Source organism: Streptomyces luteoverticillatus (genome assembly GCF_003970715.1).
Classification (GTDB): domain Bacteria; phylum Actinomycetota; class Actinomycetes; order Streptomycetales; family Streptomycetaceae; genus Streptomyces; species Streptomyces abikoensis.
Genome location: NZ_CP034587.1, coordinates 3,866,315 through 3,882,815 on the forward strand (window position 1 = coordinate 3,866,315; position 16,501 = coordinate 3,882,815).

Below are 16,501 nucleotides of genomic sequence, written 5' to 3' on the forward strand. Positions count from 1 at the left end.
GTCCATACGGACCGTGATGTGTCCACTACCTCTGGCGGTTTCCTGATGGTGCCGACGAAAAGTCAGCACCCCCTCGAAAAGCAGGAGAAGTCAGATGCGCCAAATCCCCGTGGACACCTCGCAGATGACGGTGATGTTGATCCAGCAGCCGGAGAAGAAGGTCAAGAACAGGGAGACCGGGGAGATCGCCCGGGATCGCGCCACTGATCAGGTGCTGTTCAACGTGAATGTGGCCGTCATCGTGGATGGTAAGCCGGACGCGGTCACGATCGTGGTTCCGGAGGACGGGATCGCCGAGGCCCTGGTGCCGGGTATGCCGGTGGCTCTGCCGGGTCTGGTGGCGCGTCCGTGGGAGAACAACAACGGTCACGGCATCAGCTACCGGGCGGCCGCTGTGATGGCGAACGTGCCGGTCGCCGCGTCCAACGGCAAGGGCTGAGCGCCGTGAGCGCCGGGGACGTCCTCTTACTCGTGGCTCTCGGGCTGGCGGGTGCGGGGCTGCTGGTTCTGCGGCGGCTGCGGCCGGTCTGGTACTGGCTGAGCGTCGGTGCGCTGATCACGCTGGTACGGGTGCTGGTCACCTACCGGTCCGTGATGGAGGCGTGCGGGCTGACCGAGCGGCCGACACGGCTTCGGCTGTGGCTGGCCAGGGTGGCCGATCGCGAGCCGACGCGGCTGATCCCGAAGCTGCGCCGGGTGCGGGTCACCCGGACCGGGATGATCCTGCGGATCCGGTTGCAGCCCGGGCAAGAGCTTCACGACTTCGTGGTCGCCTCGGAGCGGCTGCGGCACTCCTGGCGGGCGCACGGCGCCTATGTCCGGTCGGTCAAGCCAGGGTGGGTGGAGATCCGGCTGATCGCCTATGACGTACTGCGGTCGGTGGTGATGCCCAAGGGACTCCCCGAAGGACTGCTGCGGGTGCCGGTCTCGTTGCGCTCCGATGGCCTGCCGCACTGGAGGGACTACCGGACCACCCCGCATGAGCTGACGATCGGCGCGACCGACTCGGGCAAGTCCGTCTACCTCCGAGGTTTGATCAAACGGCTGGCGTCCAAGCCGGTGGCCCTGGTCGGCATCGACTGCAAGTGGGGGGTGGAGTTCTCGCCCTTCGCCCCGCGCCTGTCGGCCCTGGCCTGCACTCCCGAGGAGGCTGGCGTCCTGCTGGACGTCCTCGTGACCGAGATGACCGAGCGCTACGACCTGATCCGCGCCGCCCAGCACCTTGCATCAGGTACACCTCCGGAAGAGATCGCCTCCGATGTCTGGGGCCTTCCCGAGGACATCCGCCCCGTCCCGGTCGTCGTGATCATTGATGAAGTCGCGGAACTCTTCCTCGTGGCCACGGCCGCAGAGGAGAAGCGGCGGGACCACATGATCACGCAGTTGATCCGTCTCGGTCAGCTCGGCCGCGCCGCCGCGATCTACCTCGAAGTGTGCGGACAGCGCTTCGGCTCCGAACTCGGCAAGGGCGCCACCGCTCTACGGGCGCAGCTCTCCGGTCGTACGGTCCACCGCGTCAACGATGAGGGCACCGCCAAGATGGCCCTGGCCGACATCAGTGCCGCTGCCGTGGTGGCGGCGACGAGGATCGCGGAAGACCGCCCCGGTGAAGCCGTGGCCGGCGACTCCTCCGGCGGCTGGACGGTCATCCGCAGTCCCTTCACCTCGCTCCACGACGCCACCGCTGCCTGCGTCCGGTACGCGCACCTGACACCGGACCTTCCGGCCCTGGCCTCCTTCCGCCCGGTCACTGATCCCACTGCGGGCGAAGAAGCGGTCCCGGTGTTCGAGACCGCCTGACCCACCCCCGCTCCACCGGTCGGCGCGACCGCATCGCGCCAGGTCCCTACCCCGCCTATGCCCGAAACCGGGCGTGACAACAAGAGGAGAAGCTCATGGCTCGTCGGTTCAAGAACTCGGATGAGGCTCTGACCGTGCAGGAGAACGACCTCAAGTGCCGGGACCGTGCCCGTAAGTGGGGCATGGAGGAGAGCGCCAAGAAGTGGCAGGCCAGCGCCGACCACGCCCAGGAGGAGTGGATCCGGCTTACCGAGGAGGAATTCAACGCCTCCCGCCGCAACCACTAGATCTGACGGATGCCTGATCCGCTCGGCACTTGTCGGGCGGTGACGGGGAGCACTTCAGCTCTGACCATCCCAGGACCACCGGTCGGCGCGACCGCATCGCGCCAGGTCCCAACCCCAGCCATGCCCAAACCAGGAAGGAGACCGCCGTGTCTCGACGGACCGACGACTACGACCGCAGCGCCCGCATTACCCGGGACGCCTGCAAATACGCCCAGCGAGAGGACTCCGACCCCGAGTTCGCCAGCCTGATCCTCGGCTCCATGGTCGAGCAGGGACACCGTGAGGACTACGGCACTTACCCGCCCGACGGCCACGACTTCCCCGCGGGTCGGTGATCGGGAATGTCCTCTGATTCCTTCGACCGACGGTTGGCGGATGACGACCTCTACCGCCAGCTCAACAACGACATAGAGAAGTACGTCAGCGACCCGGGGCACGACTCGGAGTTCGGCACGGTCGTCCTGTGCTCCTTGGCCGTGGAGAGCGAAGACAGGGCTTGGGGCGAGTACCCGCCCGAGGGCCACGACTACCCCGGAAAGGACCGGTGACCACTATGGGCTCGGAGTACGCAGCGAGGGTCGCGGACGACATCCTTCACGCCGATCTGGCACATGACATCGGCGACTACCTCAGCGACCCTCATCACGACGCGGAGTTCGGCGCGGTCATGTACTCCTCCAGCGTCGCGGAGTTCGTGGCCAAGGAATGTGGCGACTATCCGCCCGAGGGTCACAGCTACCCCTCCGGCCGGTGATCGACGTGGCCACCCGCAAGAGCTCTCGAGGCAAGACGACCAAGAAGCCCTGCCCTGTCTGCAGTGAGGGGCGGGTCTCGGAAACGTTCAAGGTCGGGGGCCGTAAAAAGCTCGACAGCCCTGATCGACAAGAAGCCCTGTGCCTGACCTGCATGGGATCCGGCGAAGCCACTGACTGACCCGCCCGGGGCCGGGTGGCAGATCACTCCGCCGCCCGGCCCCGGGTCCGCCCCGCTCCTTTGGAAGGAGGACCGTGCGATGACCCGACCGCCCCGCCTCGACCTGGTGCTCGTTCAAGCGGTGATCGCCGGGGCTCTGTCCTTCGCCCACCTGCACGACATCGCCCAAGCCGCCGGACAGGACGGCTGGAAGGGCTGGGCCTATCCGGTCTCCGTCGACCTGCTCCTGGTCGCCGCCTGGCGCCGCCTCCGCTCCGGCTCCGGCACCCAGCTCGGGTGGTCATGGTTCCTCATCGCCCTGGTGGCCTCGCTCGGCGCCAACGTGGCGACCGCCGGATTCCTCGACCTCGCACACCCGCCCGCCTGGCTGCGCATGCTCGTCGCCGGCTGGCCCGCCGCCGCCTTCCTCGGCGGCACCCTCCTCGCTCATGCTCCCCGCCCCGCCGACGATCCGTTGCCCGAGTCGTCCACCACCCCGGCACCAGAGGAGCCGTCCGAGGCGTTCGAACCGGAAGGACTCCCGGCCGACGAGCCCCTGCCGGAAGCCACCCGCCCCGAAGAGACAGTGCTCGAACCGGCGGTCCCCGCCCCGGCGCCTCCCGCGCCTGTCCAGGCGGCCCCGGCCGCGCTCGTGGCTCACGCCCGGAAAATCGCCGACGCCTACGCCGCCTCAACCGGCCAACCGATCGACGCCGAAACCCTACGTGCCCGCCTCGGTGTCCCGGCACCCATGGCCGAAGCCATCACCAGTCAACTCGCCTGAAAGGAAAGTCGTAATCATGACCTCCATCGAGCCACAGCCCACGATCGCTGAGTACCTCGACACAGCGCGCGAGTGCCAGGAAGCCGGTTACCCGGTTTCTGCCTGGCTGTTCGCCGAGGAAGCGGTCGAGCTCACCGACGACCCGTCCGAAGTTACCCGCATTCGTGCCGAGTTCCCCCGCCCCAACACCTCCGTGGAGGACTGAACCATGCGCCGCAAACGCTTTTGGAACCACGACCAGGTCGGACAGGTCCAGATCGCCACCCACGTCGACCGCCACGGCCGGACCGCCCACACGGCCACCTGCACGGCCCCGGGCTGCAACTGGTCGGGCGAGTACCTCAACCGCTCCGCCGCCGAACTCGCAGCCCAGAACCACCGCTGCTCGCCCCGCTGACCGGCTCAACCAGAAGGAGCCCCGTCATGAACGTCCCGCTCTGGTTCGCCATCGCCATCGCCGCCTACCTCGGCGTCAAGCTCACCCGCGTCCCGGCCTGGATGGTCGCCGTACTGCTGATCGCCGGGTTCCTCCTGGCCCACAGCTTCTTCGGCAGCCTGATCGGCTCCGGCCTCAACGGTGGCGCCTCCGTCCTCAGCGGCTCCAAGTAACCGCAGTTCGCAGAAGGGAGGCATCTGATGTTGCACCCGAAAGTCCCGATCAACCCCACGCCCACCCGCACCCTCGTCCCGCTGGACGACTCCTCGGTCGAGCTCGACGTACGACCGACCGCCCCGGTCGTCTGCCAGCATCACGCCCCCGCCCCGCCTCCGATGGTTCGTGGGGGAGTGCACCTGACGGCTGGTGCCACGGTCGCCGCCATCGGTGCGGGCACCGCTGCCGTGCTCGTCATCGGCGCGGTCCTGGTCGGGATGTTCCTGGCCATCTCCATCACGGCCGGCTCGCTCGCCATCGTCGCCCTCGTGGCGCGCTCGCTCCTGAACACTCCCCGCGACCGCGACTGAAAGGGGTCCCGCAATGGGTCTGTTCAACCGGAAGAAGGAAGAAGAGCCGCAGGTAGATCCGCAACTATCCGAACTGGGCCGGAACTACGCCATCGCCAAACGCCACGGCGACCGCCGGGCTATGAGCCGGATCGTCCGCACCGTGGAACGCGAATACGGCCTCGCGGATGCCGACTGGGCCTCCTTCAAGGATGGCCAGGACATCTACGACGCCATTCCGCCCGGCTACGCCAAACCTCGTCGCGGCCACCGCCGCTGAAAGGCCCCGGGGCGGCCTCTGTCGCCAAACATTCCGCCGCCCCGGCGCCCCTGATCCCTCCAGACCAACGTCCGAAAGGGAACTCTCATCATGCCTGAGAACAGCCCTGCACGCCCGCGCCAGTGCTCTCACTGCGGCGGCTTCCCCGCCGTCGCCGTCACCACCGGAAGCCGCACCCCGGCCGGTCACCGCGAGACGGTCACCGCCGTCTGCCCGTCCTGCCGGGGCACGGGCACCACGCGCCGTTCGGTCCGGACCGAGGCGGGTGCGACGTGCTGACCTACATCGACTTCTTCTGCGGTGCGGGCGGCTCCTCCTCCGGAGCTGCTGCCGTTCCCGGAGTCCGGGCCGTGCTCGCCGCGAACCACTGGGACCGCGCGATCACCTCGCACGCCGCGAACTTCCCCGACGCCGATCACTTCACCGGCGACCTGCACGACGCCGACGTGGCCCGTTTCCCGGCCGCTGATCTGTTCTGGGCCTCGCCGGAGTGCCCCCAGTGGTCCAACGCCCGGGGCAAGCGGCGCGACTTCGATAAACAGCCCGACCTCTTCGGCGAGACCTTGCCCGACGCGGCCGCTGACCGCTCCCGCGCCCTGATGTGGGACGTCCCCCGCTACCTGGACAGCACCGGTCGGCGTGGTCGCCCGGTCCTGGCCGGGGTGGTCGAGAACGTCATCGACGTGCGGGCCTGGGACCTGTGGCAGACCTGGCGCGACGACATCCGCAATCTCGGCTACGACACGCGTCTGATCGCCCTGAACTCCATGCACGCCCGCCCGGTCACCACCGCCTGGGCGCCCCAGTCCCGCGACCGCCTCTACCTCGCCTACTGGCATCGCTCTCTGGGTCGGACCCCGGACTGGAACAAGTGGTTACGCCCCCGCGCCTGGTGCCCGGTCTGCCAGGAGACGGTCAACGCGGTGCAGGCGTTCAAGAACCCCCGCCGGGACATGGGCCGCTACCGCCAGCAGTACGTCTACCGCTGCCCCCACGTCGCCTGCCGCAACGCCATCGTGGAACCCGAAGCCCGACCGGCCGCGACCGCCATCGACTGGAGCCTGCCCGCAGAGCGCATCGGGGACCGCCTCAAGCCGCTCGCCGCCGCCACCCTCGACCGCATCCGCGCCGGGCTCGCGAAGTACGCGGCCCCGCTCCTCGCCCCTGCGGGCGGGACCTGGCGAACCGACCCCGCACCGGTCACCGACCCGATGCCCACCCGCACCACGCGGGAGAACGACGGCCTGGCCGTGCCCCCGCTCCTGGTCCCCGTCGAAGGACGCGACGGCAAATACGCAGCCCCCGCCACCGCCCCGCTGCGCACCCAGACGGCCCGCAACGAGACCGGCCTGGCCTGGCTGCCCTACCTCATCCCGCTCCGGGGCGGAGGCGACAAGGAACGCACCCGCCCGGTCACCGACGCCCTGACCACCGTCACAGCGTCCGGCAATCACCACGGGCTCGTGATCGGGTCCGGCTTCACGCCCCAGGACGCGGCCCTCCTCGTGCCCTACTACGGCAACGGCAGTGCCCGCCCGGCCGGCGCACCCATCGGTGCCCTCACCACCCGTGACCGCTACGGGCTCGCCACAAGCACGACGACCGCGGTGGACGACGTGCGGTTCCGGATGCTGGAGCCCGGCGAGATCGGCCGCGCCATGGCCTTCGCCGACACCTATCAGGTCCTTGGCAACAAGCGCGAAAAGGTCCGCCAGTATGGCAACGCCGTCACCCCGCCCGTCGCCGAGATCCTCATCTCCGCCCTTGTCGAAGCCATCACCGGGTCGTCCCTCGACCGCCGGGAGGTGGCCCGGTGACGCTCCTGGACTGGCGCGACCACAAGCACTTCGACCACAGCGGCGACAAGCCGTGCGTGTGCTGCGGCAAGCCGACTCCCCTGCGCTCCGATCGCGGAAAGCCCGTGCACAAGGTCTGCGCGGAGCGCTGGTACGACACCCACTCCCGCGAGAAGGGGGACAGCGAAGATGCGTAAGCCCACCCGCGACGACCCCGGCCTGTACGTCTACGCCCCCGCCGGTGACGAGCGTCGACCTGAATTTCCCCCCAGCCCGAGCGGCCTTGAGCTCACCAACTGTGTTCCCGAAGACCGTGGCGACACTCCCCGCGCCGCCTACGCCTGCCACTGCGGCAAGACCGCCGAAGCCACGGGAGTGAGCCAAGTCCAGGGGCTGGTCAAGAACTGGGACGACCACGGCAAGACCTGCCCGGACAAGACGGATCGTCCCTGGGAGCGTCGCGGCATGCCTCTGCGTCCCCGGAATGGCGGGCGGCCCTGATGAACCACATCGACGTCCGCGTACTGACCCTGCGACAGCCCTGGGCGAGCTGCATCGCCTACGGCACCAAGCGGATCGACAACCGGCCCCAGTCGACCGACTACCGGGGCATCGTCCTGGTCCACGCCGGACCGAACACCGACCACACCGCGTGGAACCTGCCCCTCACTCGCCCGTTCCTGCGCCGCCCTCTGCCCTCCACCGCGATCCTCGCCGTGGCCCTGCTGGAGGACTGCCACCCCGATGACGGCTACTGCACCCTGTGGTCCGCCCACGAGCGCTGGCACTGGCGCCTGACCCGCGTGGTCCCCCTGGTCCGGCCGGTGCCCTGCCCCGGCGCAACCAACCGTCTGTGGACCCCGCCGGCGCCCCTGCTGGCCCACCCCCGCATCTGCGAAGCGCTGGAGGCGGCCCGTGCCTGACCTGCTCGACCCGACCACCCTGGGCGACCTGCTCAGGGTGGCCTCGGCCCCCGACTTCGACCGCTGGAAAGAACAGATCCGCCGTACCGGAGGCTGCGCCGACCCCATCCACCTGCGCGGCTGGACCGCCACCCGGGACACGACCACCGGCGAGATCCTCCACCGCTACAGCACCGACACCGAGCCCGGCGGACGGCTGCGCATCGCCTGCGGCAACCGCCGGGCCTCCCGCTGCCCTTCCTGCGCCTGGCTCTACGCCGGGGACACCTACCACCTCATCCGCGCCGGACTCGTCGGCGACACCGCCAAGAACATCCCGGCCGCCGTCCGCGACCACCCCCGCGTCTTCGTCACTCTCACCGCCCCGTCCTTCGGCCCCGTCCACAACCAGCCCGCCACCGGCCGCTGCCGCTGCGGCACCCGCCACCGCGACGACGACCCCGCCCTCGGCACCCCGCTCGACCCGTACACCTACGACTACGGGGCCGCCGTGATGTTCAACAACCACGCCGGGGAACTATGGGCCCGCTTCACCCGCCGCCTCCGCCGCGAGATCGCCCTACGCGCCGGACTGACCCAACGCGAGTTCCGCTGGTTCCTGCGCGTCTCCTTCGGAAAGGTCGCTGAGTTCCAGAGGCGCGGCGCCGTCCACTTCCACGCCGTCATCCGTCTCGACGGCCCCGAGGGGCCCGACGGCGACCCGCCCCGCTGGGCCACCCTCGACCTGCTCACCGACGCGACCCGCGCCGCCGTCACCCACCCCTACACCACCGTCAAGGTCCCCCCGTCCGACGACGACTACGGCTACCTGGGCTGGACGCTGCGCTGGGGCACTCAGCTCGACATCCGGCCCATCCAAGCCTTCGGCACAGGCCACGAGATCACCGAACAGGCCGTCGCCTCCTACGTCGCCAAGTACGCGACCAAAGCCGCCGAGACCACCGGCATCCTTGACCGCCGCATCGGCGAACTCGCCGAACTCGACCGCCACCCCGCCCTGCCCGAGCACACCCGCCGCCTGATCCGAGCCTGCTGGGACCTCGACCAGGCATACCCCGACCGCCGGCTCTGGGCCTGGGCCCACATGCTCGGCTTCCGGGGCCACTTCTCCACCAAGTCCCGCCAGTACTCCACCACCCTCGGCGCGCTCCGCCGGATCCGCGCCGACTACCGCGCCGCCCAACAACGACACGCCCTCGGCCTGCCCGACGACGGCCCGGACACCACCCTCGTCCTCGCCGACTGGCAGTACGCCGGACACGGCCACACCCCCGGCGAATCCGCCCTCGCCGCCGGAATCGCCGACGCCATCCGCCTCAACCGCGAAACCGCCCGCGAAGCCTCGTACGACCCACGCCCGCCGGAAGGAGCCGCCCCATGACCACCACCCACCTCGAGCTGCTGACCGTGCCAGAGGCCATGGCACTGCTCCGGCTCGGACGCTCCAAGATCTACGACCTGATCCGAACCCGCCGCCTGCCCTCCATCAAGGTCGACGGCGCCCGCCGCATCCCCGCCGACGCGGTACGCACCTTCATCCTCGACCGACTCAAGGAGGCTGCCTGATGGCCAAGCGACGCAGCCGGGGTGATGGTGGGCTCCACTGGGACGACAAGCGTCAGCGCTGGATCGCCACCGCCAGCCTCGGATACGACCCGAGCGGCAAGCGCATCGTGAAGCGGGCCAGCGGCAGGACCAAGACGGCCGCCAAGACCAAGCTGAAGGAGGTACTGAGGGACTACGAGGACGGTCTCGCCATCGCGCCGACGGGCTACACGGTCAAGGACGCGGTGACGGACTGGCTCAAGTACGGGCTTGCCGGGCGTGACGAGACGACGGTCACCACCAACACGATCCTGTGCAACACGCACGTGATCCCTGCCCTGGGCGCGCGGAAGCTCCGGGACCTCAGTGCTGACGACGTGGACAAGTGGCTCGCGGACAAGTCGAAGGTGCTCAGCACTCGCTCGCTGGAAGCCATCCGCTCGTGCCTGAACCGTTCCGTCAGGAGAGCCATGGCCCGGGACAAGGTGAAACGCAACGTGGTCGAGCTGTGCGCGGTCCCCGCAGGACGCCCCGGCCGGCCGTCCAAGTCCCTGACACTGAAGCAGGCGGAGGCGGTACTCGTCGCGGCCGAGGACTCCCCGCTCTACGCATACATCGTGGTCTCGCTCCTCACAGGTGGCCGTACGGAGGAGATGAGGCCCCTGCGGTGGGATCACGTCGACCTTGAAGGGGACCCGAACGCGATTCCCGAGATCCCGCCGCACATCGCCGTCTGGCGCTCGGTCCGCAGCTCCGGAGACACGAAGACCAAGAAGTCCCGCCGCACGCTCGCGCTGCCTGGTCGGGCCATCGACGCACTGAAGATCCAGCGGGAGCGCCAGGGCTGGCAACGAGTCGCGGCCGGTGATCAGTGGCAGGAGAACGGGCTCGTCTTCACGTCATCTATGGGGACGGAGCTGGACGCGGCGAACGTACGGCGAGAGTTCCGCAAGATTCTCGCGCGGGTGCCCAAGCTGCTCGATCCTCAGCCTCACGAGTGGGAGCCAAACGACTGGACGACGAGAGAGACCCGGACGTCCTTCGTGTCGATCTTGTCGGACCGAGGGATTGCGATCGAAGAGATCTCCCGGCTGGTCGGTCACTCCAGTACGGCCGTGACGGAAGAGGTCTACCGGAAGCAGATCCGTCCGGTGATCCAGACGGGGGCGGTGGCCATGGATGAGATTTTCAAGGCCGATCCCCGGCGGTAGTCACGCAGATAGTCACGCACAACGAATCAGGGCCCCGATCCTCGAAAGGATCAGGGCCCTGACCTGGTGTTTCACCTGTCGGGGTGGCGGGATTTGAACCCACGACCTCTTCGTCCCGAACGAAGCGCGCTGCCAAGCTGCGCTACACCCCGATGTGCGACCGGCTCCCGTTTTTTGCGGGCTCCGGAGCAACGAGGACTACTTTAGCCGACTGGAGCCCGTAGGTGAAATCCGGTTCCCGAGGCCGCGCTGGTGGGGGCGTACGCGGTCGAGGAGGACGAGGGCGAGGGCCAGGCCGTAGAAGGCCAGACCGAAGACGACGGCGTTGCCGGCGATGCCGGTGTAGCCGTGGAGATCGACGTCCAGGAAGGGGTACGGGTAGCGGCCCTCGGCGCCCGGGTCGAGGAGGGCGCCGCGGATCAGGGCGAAGGGGAGGTAGAGGAAGGGGTAGGCCAGCCACTGGCCGGCGTGGCGGAGGAGGAAGCCGCCGGGGGCCGTGAGGAGGAGCCAGTCGAGGGCGGCCGCGAGGGGGGTCGCGGTGTGGAGGAGCTGGTTGGCGATCGATTCCAGGGGCGTGCGCTGGCTGGTCATGGCGAAGCCGCTGGCGTCGTTCGACAGCACGAAATGGAAGACCAGACCCGTGATGGAGATGTAGAGCAGCGCGCCGCCCGTGATCCGCGGGGAGAGGGCCGGGCGGCCCGTCCAGGCGCGGTGGGCGGACCAGGCGCAGGCGATCGCCAGCAGGATGTTGGACTGGATCGTGAAGTAGCTGAAGAGCCGGCCCAGGTCGCCGGAGTCGATCATGTCCAGGGCGACGCCGGTGAGTGCCGCCAGGGCGATGAGCGCGCGGAAGGCCGCCGCGACGGGGCGGCGGTCCGTCGGGGCCGCCGCGGATGCCGGGACGGCCTCCGTACCGGGCTCCGTATCGGCCTCCGTAACGGGCAGGCCGGTCCGCGTGGTGGTGGGGGAAGTCGGGTCGGTCATCCCCCCACCGTACGTGCGGCCTCCGGAAGGCCCCCGGTCAGTCGCGGGGGACGAGGGTGAGCAGCGTGGCCTCGGGCGGGCAGGCGAAGCGGACCGGCGTGTAGCGGTTGGTGCCGCAGCCGGCGGAGACGTGGAGGTACGACTGGTGGCCGCCCGCGCGGTGGGTGGACAGGCCCTTCACCCGGTCGGGGTCGATGTCGCAGTTGGTGACCAGCGCGCCATAGAAGGGGATGCACAGCTGGCCGCCGTGGGTGTGCCCGGCGAGGATCAGCGGGTAGCGGTCGGCCGTGAAGGCGTCCAGGACGCGCAGGTAGGGGGCGTGGACGACGCCCATGGAGAAGTCGGCGTCCTCCTGCGGGCCACCGGCCACCCGGTCGTAGCGGTCGCGCTTGATGTGCGGGTCGTCGAGGCCGGTGAGGGCGATCTCCATCCCGTCGATCTTGAGGGAGCCCCGGGTGTTGGTGAGGTTGACCCAGCCCGCCGTGTCGAAGGCGTCGCGCAGCTCCTCCCACGGGTTGTGGATCGCGCCGACGACCGGGGCGTTGCCGTTGAGGCCGTGCCGCCCGCTGGCCCGCTCGAAGAGGTAGCGGGCGGGGTTGCGCAGCTTCGGGCCGTAGTAGTCGTTGGAGCCGAAGACGTACGCGCCGGGGAAGTTCATCAGCGGGCCGAGCGCGTCGAGGGTCTCGGGCACGCCCTCCGGGTCGGAGAGGTTGTCCCCGGTGTTGATCACGAAGTCGGGGCGCAGCCCGGCGAGCGACTGGAGCCAGCGCTGCTTCTTGCGCTGGCCGCCGACCATGTGGATGTCGGACACCTGGAGCACCCGCAGCGGTCGCATGCCCTGCGGGAGGACGGGCACGGTGACCCGTCGCAGCCGGAAGGAACGGACTTCGAAGCCGGCGGCGTAGGCGAGGCCCGCCGCGCCGACCGCCGTGATTCCCAGGGGTACTCCGTATCGCGCACGCATGTCGTCCATCGTCGCAGACGGCCGGGGGTGCGTCGGCCATGGTCCCGGGCGGGCAAGGGAGTTCATGAGAGACGTCAAGAGGTCAAAACGGGGTTAACGTCGCGCGGTCGAACCGACTGACGGCCGACCCTCGTAGCCGCCCGGTTCGCGCCCGGCGCCCGTCCCCGTTCGCGCCCGGCGGTTAATACGGGGCGCGTCAGCGGGCGGGATGCGAAGATTGCGGCATGACCACGCTGAAGTCCAAGCTCCACGACGACCTCACGGCCGCCATCAAGGCGCGCGACGAGCTGACCTCCTCCACCCTCCGTCTCACCCTGTCCGCCGTCGCCTACGAGGAGACCGCCGGCAAGACGGCCCGTGAGCTCTCCGACGACGAGGTGCTGAAGGTCATCGTGCGCGAGGCGAAGAAGCGCCGCGAGGCCGCCGAGGCGTTCGACAAGGGTGGCCGCGCCGACTCCGCCGAGCGTGAGCGCGCCGAGGGTGAGGTGCTCGCCCAGTACCTGCCGCAGCAGCTGTCGGACGAGGAGCTCACCGCGATCGTCGCGGACGCCGTGGCCGAGGTGAAGGCGGCCGGCGCCGAGGGGCCGAAGGCCATGGGCGCCGTGATGAAGATCGTGAAGCCGAAGGTGGGGGACCGCGCCGAGGGCGGCCGCGTCGCCGCTGCCGTGAAGAGCCTGCTCGTCGGCTGAGTCGGCCGTCGTAGGTACGACTGGCTGATCCGGCCCGTCAGCACGGCCGGCTGATCCGGCCTGTGCGCACGTCCGCTTCAGCCCCATCAGCGCCTCCGCGCCACGCGCGTAAAAGGGGGCGCCCCGACCGTCACGGTCGGGGCGCCCCCTTCTCGCTGTCTACTGCTGTCCCGGGCCGCTGATCACGCCCTGGGCCGCCCCGCCGGGCGTCGTCGGCGCGTCGGGCTTGCCGTCGCCGGTGGTGTCACCGGTCTGACCGCCCGGCTGGCCGCCGGGCTGGGCACCCGGCTCGGTGCCGGGCTTGCCGCCCGCGCCCGGCTTCCCGCCGCCGGGCTTGCCACCGCCCGTGCCCGGCTTGCGGCCGCCGTGGCCGTTGCCGCGCTTGTCGTCACCGGCGGAGCCGGCAGAGGTACCAGCGGCGCCACCGCCGGTACCGCCGCTGGCGCCACCGCCGGAGCCCTTGTCGGTGCCCGGCATCGGGACGGTGCCGAAGGTCGGTGCGTCCTTGCCCTCGAGCGCGCCGGTCATGGCGTCACGCCAGATGGGGCCGGGAGTGTCGGCGCCGTAGACCTTGTCGTGGTAGACGCCGCCGATGGTGATGTTCTCCATCTCGACGCCCTTGGCGCCGGGGCCGCCGACCCAGACGGCGCCGGCCATGTTCGGGGTGTAGCCGACGAACCAGGCGGCCCGGCGCTCGTCCGTCGTACCCGTCTTGCCCGCGCTGTCCCGGCCGCTGAGGCCGGCTTCCTTACCGGTGCCGTCCTCGACCACTCCCTGAAGGAGGGTGTTGACCGTGTCGGCGGTCTGTTCGGACATCGCCCGCGAGCACTTCGTCTTGGGCACCCGCAGGTTCTTGCCGTCGGGGCCGGTGGCCGACTCGACGATGACGGGGGTGCAGTACGTGCCGTGGTTGGCGAAGGTCGCGTAGGCGGAGGCCATGCTGAGGGGGGAGAGGCCCTCGGTGCCGAGCGCGATCGACGGGACCTGCTCGAACTTGCCGCCGCCGGCGGGCTTGATGCCCATCTTGTCCGCCATCTTGATCACCGGGCAGACGCCGGTGTCCTCGATCATCTGGATGAAGTAGGTGTTGACCGACTTGGCGGTCGCCTCCTTCATCCCGTACGGGCCGACCTCGCTGCGGTTCTCGTTCTGGACCATCTCGCCGCCGCTGTTCTTCCACGTCTTGCCGCACGTCTCGACCTCGTCCGGATACGGCATCCGGAACGGCGAGGAGTACGTCTTGTACGGGGAGATGCCCTGCTCGAGCGCGGCCGCCGCGAGGATCGGCTTGAAGGTCGAGCCCACCTGGAAGCCGTAGTTCGAGCCGCCCATGGCCTTGTCGGCGGAGAGGTTGATCTGCGTCATGTGGTCGCCGAAGCCGTACGGGCGCGACTGGCCCATGCCGAGGATCTTGCCCGTGCCAGGCTGGACGATCGACACGGCGGTGGCCACCGAGTCGCTCTGGTAGACGTGATCGGTGATCGACTTCTGCACGGACTTCTGCGTCTGCGGGTCGAGCGTGGTGCGGATGACCAGGCCGCCCTCGTTCCAGCGCTTGGCCCGGGCCTCCTTCGTCTTGCCGAAGACCGGGTCGTTGAGGAAGGTCTCGCGGACGTAGTCGCAGAAGAAGCCCGCGCCGTTGACGGCGGTGATGCAGCCGCTCTTGGGCCGGCTGACCTTCAGTTCCAGCGGCTTGGCCTGCTCGGCGGCCGCCTGCGCCGGGGTGATGTGCTTCAGCTCGGCCATGCGCTGGAGGACGGTGTTCCGCCGCTTGGTCGCCTCCTTGGGCGCGTAGACCGGGTCGTAGCGGCTGGGCGACTGGACGGTGCCGGCCAGCAGCGCGGACTCGCCCAGGGTGAGGTCCTTGGCGTGCTTGCTGAAGTAGCGCTGGGAGGCGGCCTCGACCCCGTAGGCCTGCTGCCCGAAGAAGGTGATGTTCAGATAGTTGTTGAGGATGCGGTCCTTGCCGAGTTCCTTCTCGACCTGGATGGCGAACTTCAGCTCCTTGACCTTGCGGCCGATCGTCTGCTGGGTGGCCACGGCGACCTTCTCGGGGTCGTCGCCCGCCTCCTCGACGAAGATGTTCTTGACGTACTGCTGGGTGAGGGTCGAGGCACCCTCGGAGACGCCGCCGGACTGGGCGTTCTTGTTGGCCGCGCGGAGCACGCCCTTCAGGTCGATCGCGCCGTGCTGGTAGTAGCGCGCGTCCTCGATGTCGACGATCGCCTGACGCATGTAGGGCGAGATGTCGTTCAGCGGCACCACGGTGCGGTCGCGGGAGTAGACCTTCGCTATCTCGCCGCCCTCGGCGTCGAGGATGGTGGTGCGCTGGCTCAGCGGCGGCGTCTTGAGGCTGGCGGGGATCTCGTCGAACCCCTCGACCGTGCCCTTGGCCACCAGGCCGAAAGCGCCGATGCCCGGTAGGGCCAGACCTGCCAGCACCACGCCCGAAAGCACGCTGACACTGAGGAACTTCGCGGCCTGTCGGGCCCTGGAGGGGCCCTCGTCCGAGCGCTTCATAGCCATGGGGGGAAGCCTACGTTCTCATTCGGCGGACAGACGCAGGTGTGTTCGCCTACGCTGTTTCACGCCAGTCACGGCGATGCTCCCCCGCATCACCTGCACTCTCACTCTTGTGAGTGATGAGAGGTGTCCGTATTGGTGTCTATGCCCCTCATTGTCGGTCGAGGGGTGGGCTGATCACCCCTCTATGGAGGGAATGGTCCGTGATGTCGTCGGCTCACTCCGTTGGGTGATCTGCCGCATACGCATAGTCCGTTCGGGCCATTCAAGATTGGGCCCGAAGGGGGTGTTGCCCCCTGTCCGCCTTCCGTAACGTCCTCAACTGGCAACGGTGAATATGCCGCTGCCGCCGTGGGGGAGCCTCGATTCGGGAGAGGACGGCGCCAGCATGGGCTGGGTAACCGACTGGAGTGCGCAGGCCGCCTGCCGCACGACCGATCCGGATGAACTATTCGTTCAGGGCGCAGCGCAGAACAGGGCGAAGGCGGTCTGCACCGGCTGCCCGGTGCGCACCGAGTGCCTGGCCGACGCGCTGGACAACCGCGTCGAGTTCGGTGTCTGGGGAGGCATGACCGAGCGCGAGCGGCGCGCCCTGCTGCGGCGCCGCCCCACGGTCACCTCGTGGCGCAGGCTCCTGGAGACCGCTCGAACGGAGTACGAGCGCGGTGCCGGGATCCTGCCGCTGGGCGAGCCCGAGTACGACGAGTACGCGGCCGTCGGCTAGCGGGCGGACGCACTCGCCGTAGGCCGACGGGGCCTGCAGCCCAAGAGCCGGCCTGGACGTCCGGTGGGGTGCCCCTACGCCCACCACGCGCGGGCGGTCCGCCGCGGAGCGGTGGTGGCCGTACGACCGTGGCGGTA

Annotated in this window: 25 protein-coding genes and 1 tRNA gene; 22 read left to right on the forward strand and 4 right to left on the reverse strand. The window is 69.5% G+C overall.

Annotated features, from left to right (window positions below; genetic code table 11):
- The first annotated feature begins 94 nt into the window (after positions 1-94).
- The 20 genes from EKH77_RS17065 to EKH77_RS17165 all read left to right on the forward strand — a co-directional run bounded on the left by EKH77_RS17065 (position 95) and on the right by EKH77_RS17165 (position 10,480).
- The gene (locus EKH77_RS17065; RefSeq protein WP_126915221.1) at positions 95-439 is read left to right on the forward strand and encodes a hypothetical protein; all 345 of its coding nucleotides are present in this window, start codon (positions 95-97) and stop codon (positions 437-439) included.
- 5 nt (positions 440-444) lie between these two features.
- Positions 445-1,800 (forward strand): FtsK/SpoIIIE domain-containing protein, encoded by a 1,356-nt coding sequence (locus tag EKH77_RS17070; protein WP_430980994.1) that lies wholly within the window; start codon positions 445-447, stop codon positions 1,798-1,800.
- A gap of 95 nt (positions 1,801-1,895) precedes the next feature.
- The gene (locus EKH77_RS17075; protein ID WP_126915222.1) at positions 1,896-2,087 is read left to right on the forward strand and encodes a hypothetical protein; all 192 of its coding nucleotides are present in this window, start codon (positions 1,896-1,898) and stop codon (positions 2,085-2,087) included.
- Between the two features lie 146 nt (positions 2,088-2,233).
- Positions 2,234-2,422, forward strand: a complete 189-nt coding sequence (locus tag EKH77_RS17080; RefSeq protein WP_126915223.1) for a hypothetical protein — start codon at positions 2,234-2,236, stop codon at positions 2,420-2,422.
- Positions 2,423-2,428: 6 nt separating this feature from the next.
- A complete protein-coding gene (locus tag EKH77_RS17085) occupies positions 2,429-2,635 on the forward strand; it encodes a hypothetical protein (protein WP_126915224.1) in 207 nt (68 codons plus the stop codon).
- A 5-nt stretch (positions 2,636-2,640) separates the two neighbouring features.
- Positions 2,641-2,841, forward strand: a complete 201-nt coding sequence (locus EKH77_RS17090; RefSeq protein WP_126915225.1) for a hypothetical protein — start codon at positions 2,641-2,643, stop codon at positions 2,839-2,841.
- 258 nt (positions 2,842-3,099) lie between these two features.
- Positions 3,100-3,783 (forward strand): DUF2637 domain-containing protein, encoded by a 684-nt coding sequence (locus EKH77_RS17100; RefSeq protein ID WP_126915227.1) that lies wholly within the window; start codon positions 3,100-3,102, stop codon positions 3,781-3,783.
- Between the two features lie 16 nt (positions 3,784-3,799).
- Complete coding sequence (locus EKH77_RS17105) at positions 3,800-3,988, forward strand: hypothetical protein (RefSeq protein ID WP_126915228.1); 189 nt, start codon at positions 3,800-3,802, stop codon at positions 3,986-3,988.
- A gap of 3 nt (positions 3,989-3,991) precedes the next feature.
- The gene (locus EKH77_RS17110; protein WP_126915229.1) at positions 3,992-4,180 is read left to right on the forward strand and encodes a mobile element transfer protein; all 189 of its coding nucleotides are present in this window, start codon (positions 3,992-3,994) and stop codon (positions 4,178-4,180) included.
- A 26-nt stretch (positions 4,181-4,206) separates the two neighbouring features.
- The gene (locus tag EKH77_RS17115) at positions 4,207-4,392 is read left to right on the forward strand and encodes a hypothetical protein (protein ID WP_126915230.1); all 186 of its coding nucleotides are present in this window, start codon (positions 4,207-4,209) and stop codon (positions 4,390-4,392) included.
- 27 nt (positions 4,393-4,419) lie between these two features.
- Complete coding sequence (locus tag EKH77_RS17120; RefSeq protein WP_126915231.1) at positions 4,420-4,746, forward strand: SpdD-like protein; 327 nt, start codon at positions 4,420-4,422, stop codon at positions 4,744-4,746.
- Between the two features lie 13 nt (positions 4,747-4,759).
- A complete protein-coding gene (locus EKH77_RS17125) occupies positions 4,760-5,005 on the forward strand; it encodes a hypothetical protein (RefSeq protein WP_126915232.1) in 246 nt (81 codons plus the stop codon).
- Positions 5,006-5,095: 90 nt separating this feature from the next.
- A complete protein-coding gene (locus tag EKH77_RS17130; RefSeq protein ID WP_126915233.1) occupies positions 5,096-5,284 on the forward strand; it encodes a hypothetical protein in 189 nt (62 codons plus the stop codon).
- A complete protein-coding gene (locus tag EKH77_RS17135; RefSeq protein WP_126915234.1) occupies positions 5,278-6,822 on the forward strand; it encodes a DNA cytosine methyltransferase in 1,545 nt (514 codons plus the stop codon). Before EKH77_RS17130 ends, EKH77_RS17135 begins: the two co-directional genes overlap by 7 nt.
- Entirely contained in the window at positions 6,819-6,998 is a 180-nt protein-coding gene (locus tag EKH77_RS17140) for a hypothetical protein (RefSeq protein WP_126915235.1), read from the forward strand. Before EKH77_RS17135 ends, EKH77_RS17140 begins: the two co-directional genes overlap by 4 nt.
- Entirely contained in the window at positions 6,991-7,302 is a 312-nt protein-coding gene (locus tag EKH77_RS17145) for a hypothetical protein (protein WP_126915236.1), read from the forward strand. The genes EKH77_RS17140 and EKH77_RS17145 overlap by 8 nt, the downstream gene beginning before the upstream one ends.
- Entirely contained in the window at positions 7,302-7,724 is a 423-nt protein-coding gene (locus EKH77_RS17150; RefSeq protein ID WP_126915237.1) for a hypothetical protein, read from the forward strand. The genes EKH77_RS17145 and EKH77_RS17150 overlap by 1 nt, the downstream gene beginning before the upstream one ends.
- The gene (gene repSA / locus EKH77_RS17155; protein WP_126915238.1) at positions 7,717-9,105 is read left to right on the forward strand and encodes a replication initiator protein RepSA; all 1,389 of its coding nucleotides are present in this window, start codon (positions 7,717-7,719) and stop codon (positions 9,103-9,105) included. Before EKH77_RS17150 ends, repSA begins: the two co-directional genes overlap by 8 nt.
- Positions 9,102-9,290 carry a helix-turn-helix domain-containing protein gene (locus tag EKH77_RS17160; protein WP_126915239.1) on the forward strand — a complete coding sequence of 63 codons (189 nt, stop codon included), beginning with the start codon at positions 9,102-9,104 and terminating at the stop codon, positions 9,288-9,290. The genes repSA and EKH77_RS17160 overlap by 4 nt, the downstream gene beginning before the upstream one ends.
- Entirely contained in the window at positions 9,290-10,480 is a 1,191-nt protein-coding gene (locus tag EKH77_RS17165; protein ID WP_206279864.1) for a site-specific integrase, read from the forward strand. Before EKH77_RS17160 ends, EKH77_RS17165 begins: the two co-directional genes overlap by 1 nt.
- 78 nt (positions 10,481-10,558) lie before the next feature.
- Here EKH77_RS17165 and EKH77_RS17170 read toward each other — a convergent pair.
- The 3 genes from EKH77_RS17170 to EKH77_RS17180 all read right to left on the reverse strand — a co-directional run bounded on the left by EKH77_RS17170 (position 10,559) and on the right by EKH77_RS17180 (position 12,428).
- Positions 10,559-10,632 (reverse strand) — tRNA-Pro (locus tag EKH77_RS17170).
- Between the two features lie 46 nt (positions 10,633-10,678).
- The gene (locus tag EKH77_RS17175; protein WP_206279865.1) at positions 10,679-11,464 is read right to left on the reverse strand and encodes a Pr6Pr family membrane protein; all 786 of its coding nucleotides are present in this window, start codon (positions 11,462-11,464) and stop codon (positions 10,679-10,681) included.
- Positions 11,465-11,501: 37 nt separating this feature from the next.
- The gene (locus EKH77_RS17180; RefSeq protein WP_206279866.1) at positions 11,502-12,428 is read right to left on the reverse strand and encodes a metallophosphoesterase; all 927 of its coding nucleotides are present in this window, start codon (positions 12,426-12,428) and stop codon (positions 11,502-11,504) included.
- Between the two features lie 224 nt (positions 12,429-12,652).
- Between EKH77_RS17180 and EKH77_RS17185 the strand changes: the two genes are divergently transcribed.
- On the forward strand, positions 12,653-13,117 hold the full coding sequence (locus EKH77_RS17185; protein ID WP_126915241.1) for a GatB/YqeY domain-containing protein: 465 nt from the start codon (positions 12,653-12,655) through the stop codon (positions 13,115-13,117).
- A 159-nt stretch (positions 13,118-13,276) separates the two neighbouring features.
- Here EKH77_RS17185 and EKH77_RS17190 read toward each other — a convergent pair whose 3' ends face one another.
- A complete protein-coding gene (locus EKH77_RS17190) occupies positions 13,277-15,643 on the reverse strand; it encodes a transglycosylase domain-containing protein (RefSeq protein ID WP_126915242.1) in 2,367 nt (788 codons plus the stop codon).
- 385 nt (positions 15,644-16,028) lie between these two features.
- On the opposite strand from EKH77_RS17190, the gene EKH77_RS17200 reads away from it, so the two are divergent.
- Positions 16,029-16,364 carry a WhiB family transcriptional regulator gene (locus EKH77_RS17200; protein ID WP_189455966.1) on the forward strand — a complete coding sequence of 112 codons (336 nt, stop codon included), beginning with the start codon at positions 16,029-16,031 and terminating at the stop codon, positions 16,362-16,364.
- Positions 16,365-16,501 lie beyond the last annotated feature (137 nt).

Excerpts from the sequence above, each read along its gene's own strand:
- EKH77_RS17165 (WP_206279864.1), top strand. The coding sequence starts at position 9,290 with ATGGCCAAGCGACGCAGCCGGGGTGATGGTGGGCTCCACTGGGACGAC.
- EKH77_RS17125 (WP_126915232.1), top strand. The coding sequence starts at position 4,760 with ATGGGTCTGTTCAACCGGAAGAAGGAAGAAGAGCCGCAGGTAGATCCG.
- EKH77_RS17200 (WP_189455966.1), top strand. The coding sequence starts at position 16,029 with ATGGGCTGGGTAACCGACTGGAGTGCGCAGGCCGCCTGCCGCACGACC.
- EKH77_RS17100 (WP_126915227.1), top strand. The coding sequence starts at position 3,100 with ATGACCCGACCGCCCCGCCTCGACCTGGTGCTCGTTCAAGCGGTGATC.
- EKH77_RS17075 (WP_126915222.1), top strand. The coding sequence starts at position 1,896 with ATGGCTCGTCGGTTCAAGAACTCGGATGAGGCTCTGACCGTGCAGGAG.
- EKH77_RS17105 (WP_126915228.1), top strand. The coding sequence starts at position 3,800 with ATGACCTCCATCGAGCCACAGCCCACGATCGCTGAGTACCTCGACACA.
- EKH77_RS17110 (WP_126915229.1), top strand. The coding sequence starts at position 3,992 with ATGCGCCGCAAACGCTTTTGGAACCACGACCAGGTCGGACAGGTCCAG.
- EKH77_RS17120 (WP_126915231.1), top strand. The coding sequence starts at position 4,420 with ATGTTGCACCCGAAAGTCCCGATCAACCCCACGCCCACCCGCACCCTC.
- EKH77_RS17150 (WP_126915237.1), top strand. The coding sequence starts at position 7,302 with ATGAACCACATCGACGTCCGCGTACTGACCCTGCGACAGCCCTGGGCG.
- EKH77_RS17185 (WP_126915241.1), top strand. The coding sequence starts at position 12,653 with ATGACCACGCTGAAGTCCAAGCTCCACGACGACCTCACGGCCGCCATC.
- EKH77_RS17090 (WP_126915225.1), top strand. The coding sequence starts at position 2,641 with ATGGGCTCGGAGTACGCAGCGAGGGTCGCGGACGACATCCTTCACGCC.
- EKH77_RS17180 (WP_206279866.1), bottom strand. The coding sequence starts at position 12,428 with ATGCGTGCGCGATACGGAGTACCCCTGGGAATCACGGCGGTCGGCGCG.
- EKH77_RS17190 (WP_126915242.1), bottom strand. The coding sequence starts at position 15,643 with ATGGCTATGAAGCGCTCGGACGAGGGCCCCTCCAGGGCCCGACAGGCC.
- EKH77_RS17115 (WP_126915230.1), top strand. The coding sequence starts at position 4,207 with ATGAACGTCCCGCTCTGGTTCGCCATCGCCATCGCCGCCTACCTCGGC.
- EKH77_RS17065 (WP_126915221.1), top strand. The coding sequence starts at position 95 with ATGCGCCAAATCCCCGTGGACACCTCGCAGATGACGGTGATGTTGATC.
- EKH77_RS17085 (WP_126915224.1), top strand. The coding sequence starts at position 2,429 with ATGTCCTCTGATTCCTTCGACCGACGGTTGGCGGATGACGACCTCTAC.
- EKH77_RS17175 (WP_206279865.1), bottom strand. The coding sequence starts at position 11,464 with ATGACCGACCCGACTTCCCCCACCACCACGCGGACCGGCCTGCCCGTT.
- EKH77_RS17160 (WP_126915239.1), top strand. The coding sequence starts at position 9,102 with ATGACCACCACCCACCTCGAGCTGCTGACCGTGCCAGAGGCCATGGCA.
- EKH77_RS17145 (WP_126915236.1), top strand. The coding sequence starts at position 6,991 with ATGCGTAAGCCCACCCGCGACGACCCCGGCCTGTACGTCTACGCCCCC.
- EKH77_RS17130 (WP_126915233.1), top strand. The coding sequence starts at position 5,096 with ATGCCTGAGAACAGCCCTGCACGCCCGCGCCAGTGCTCTCACTGCGGC.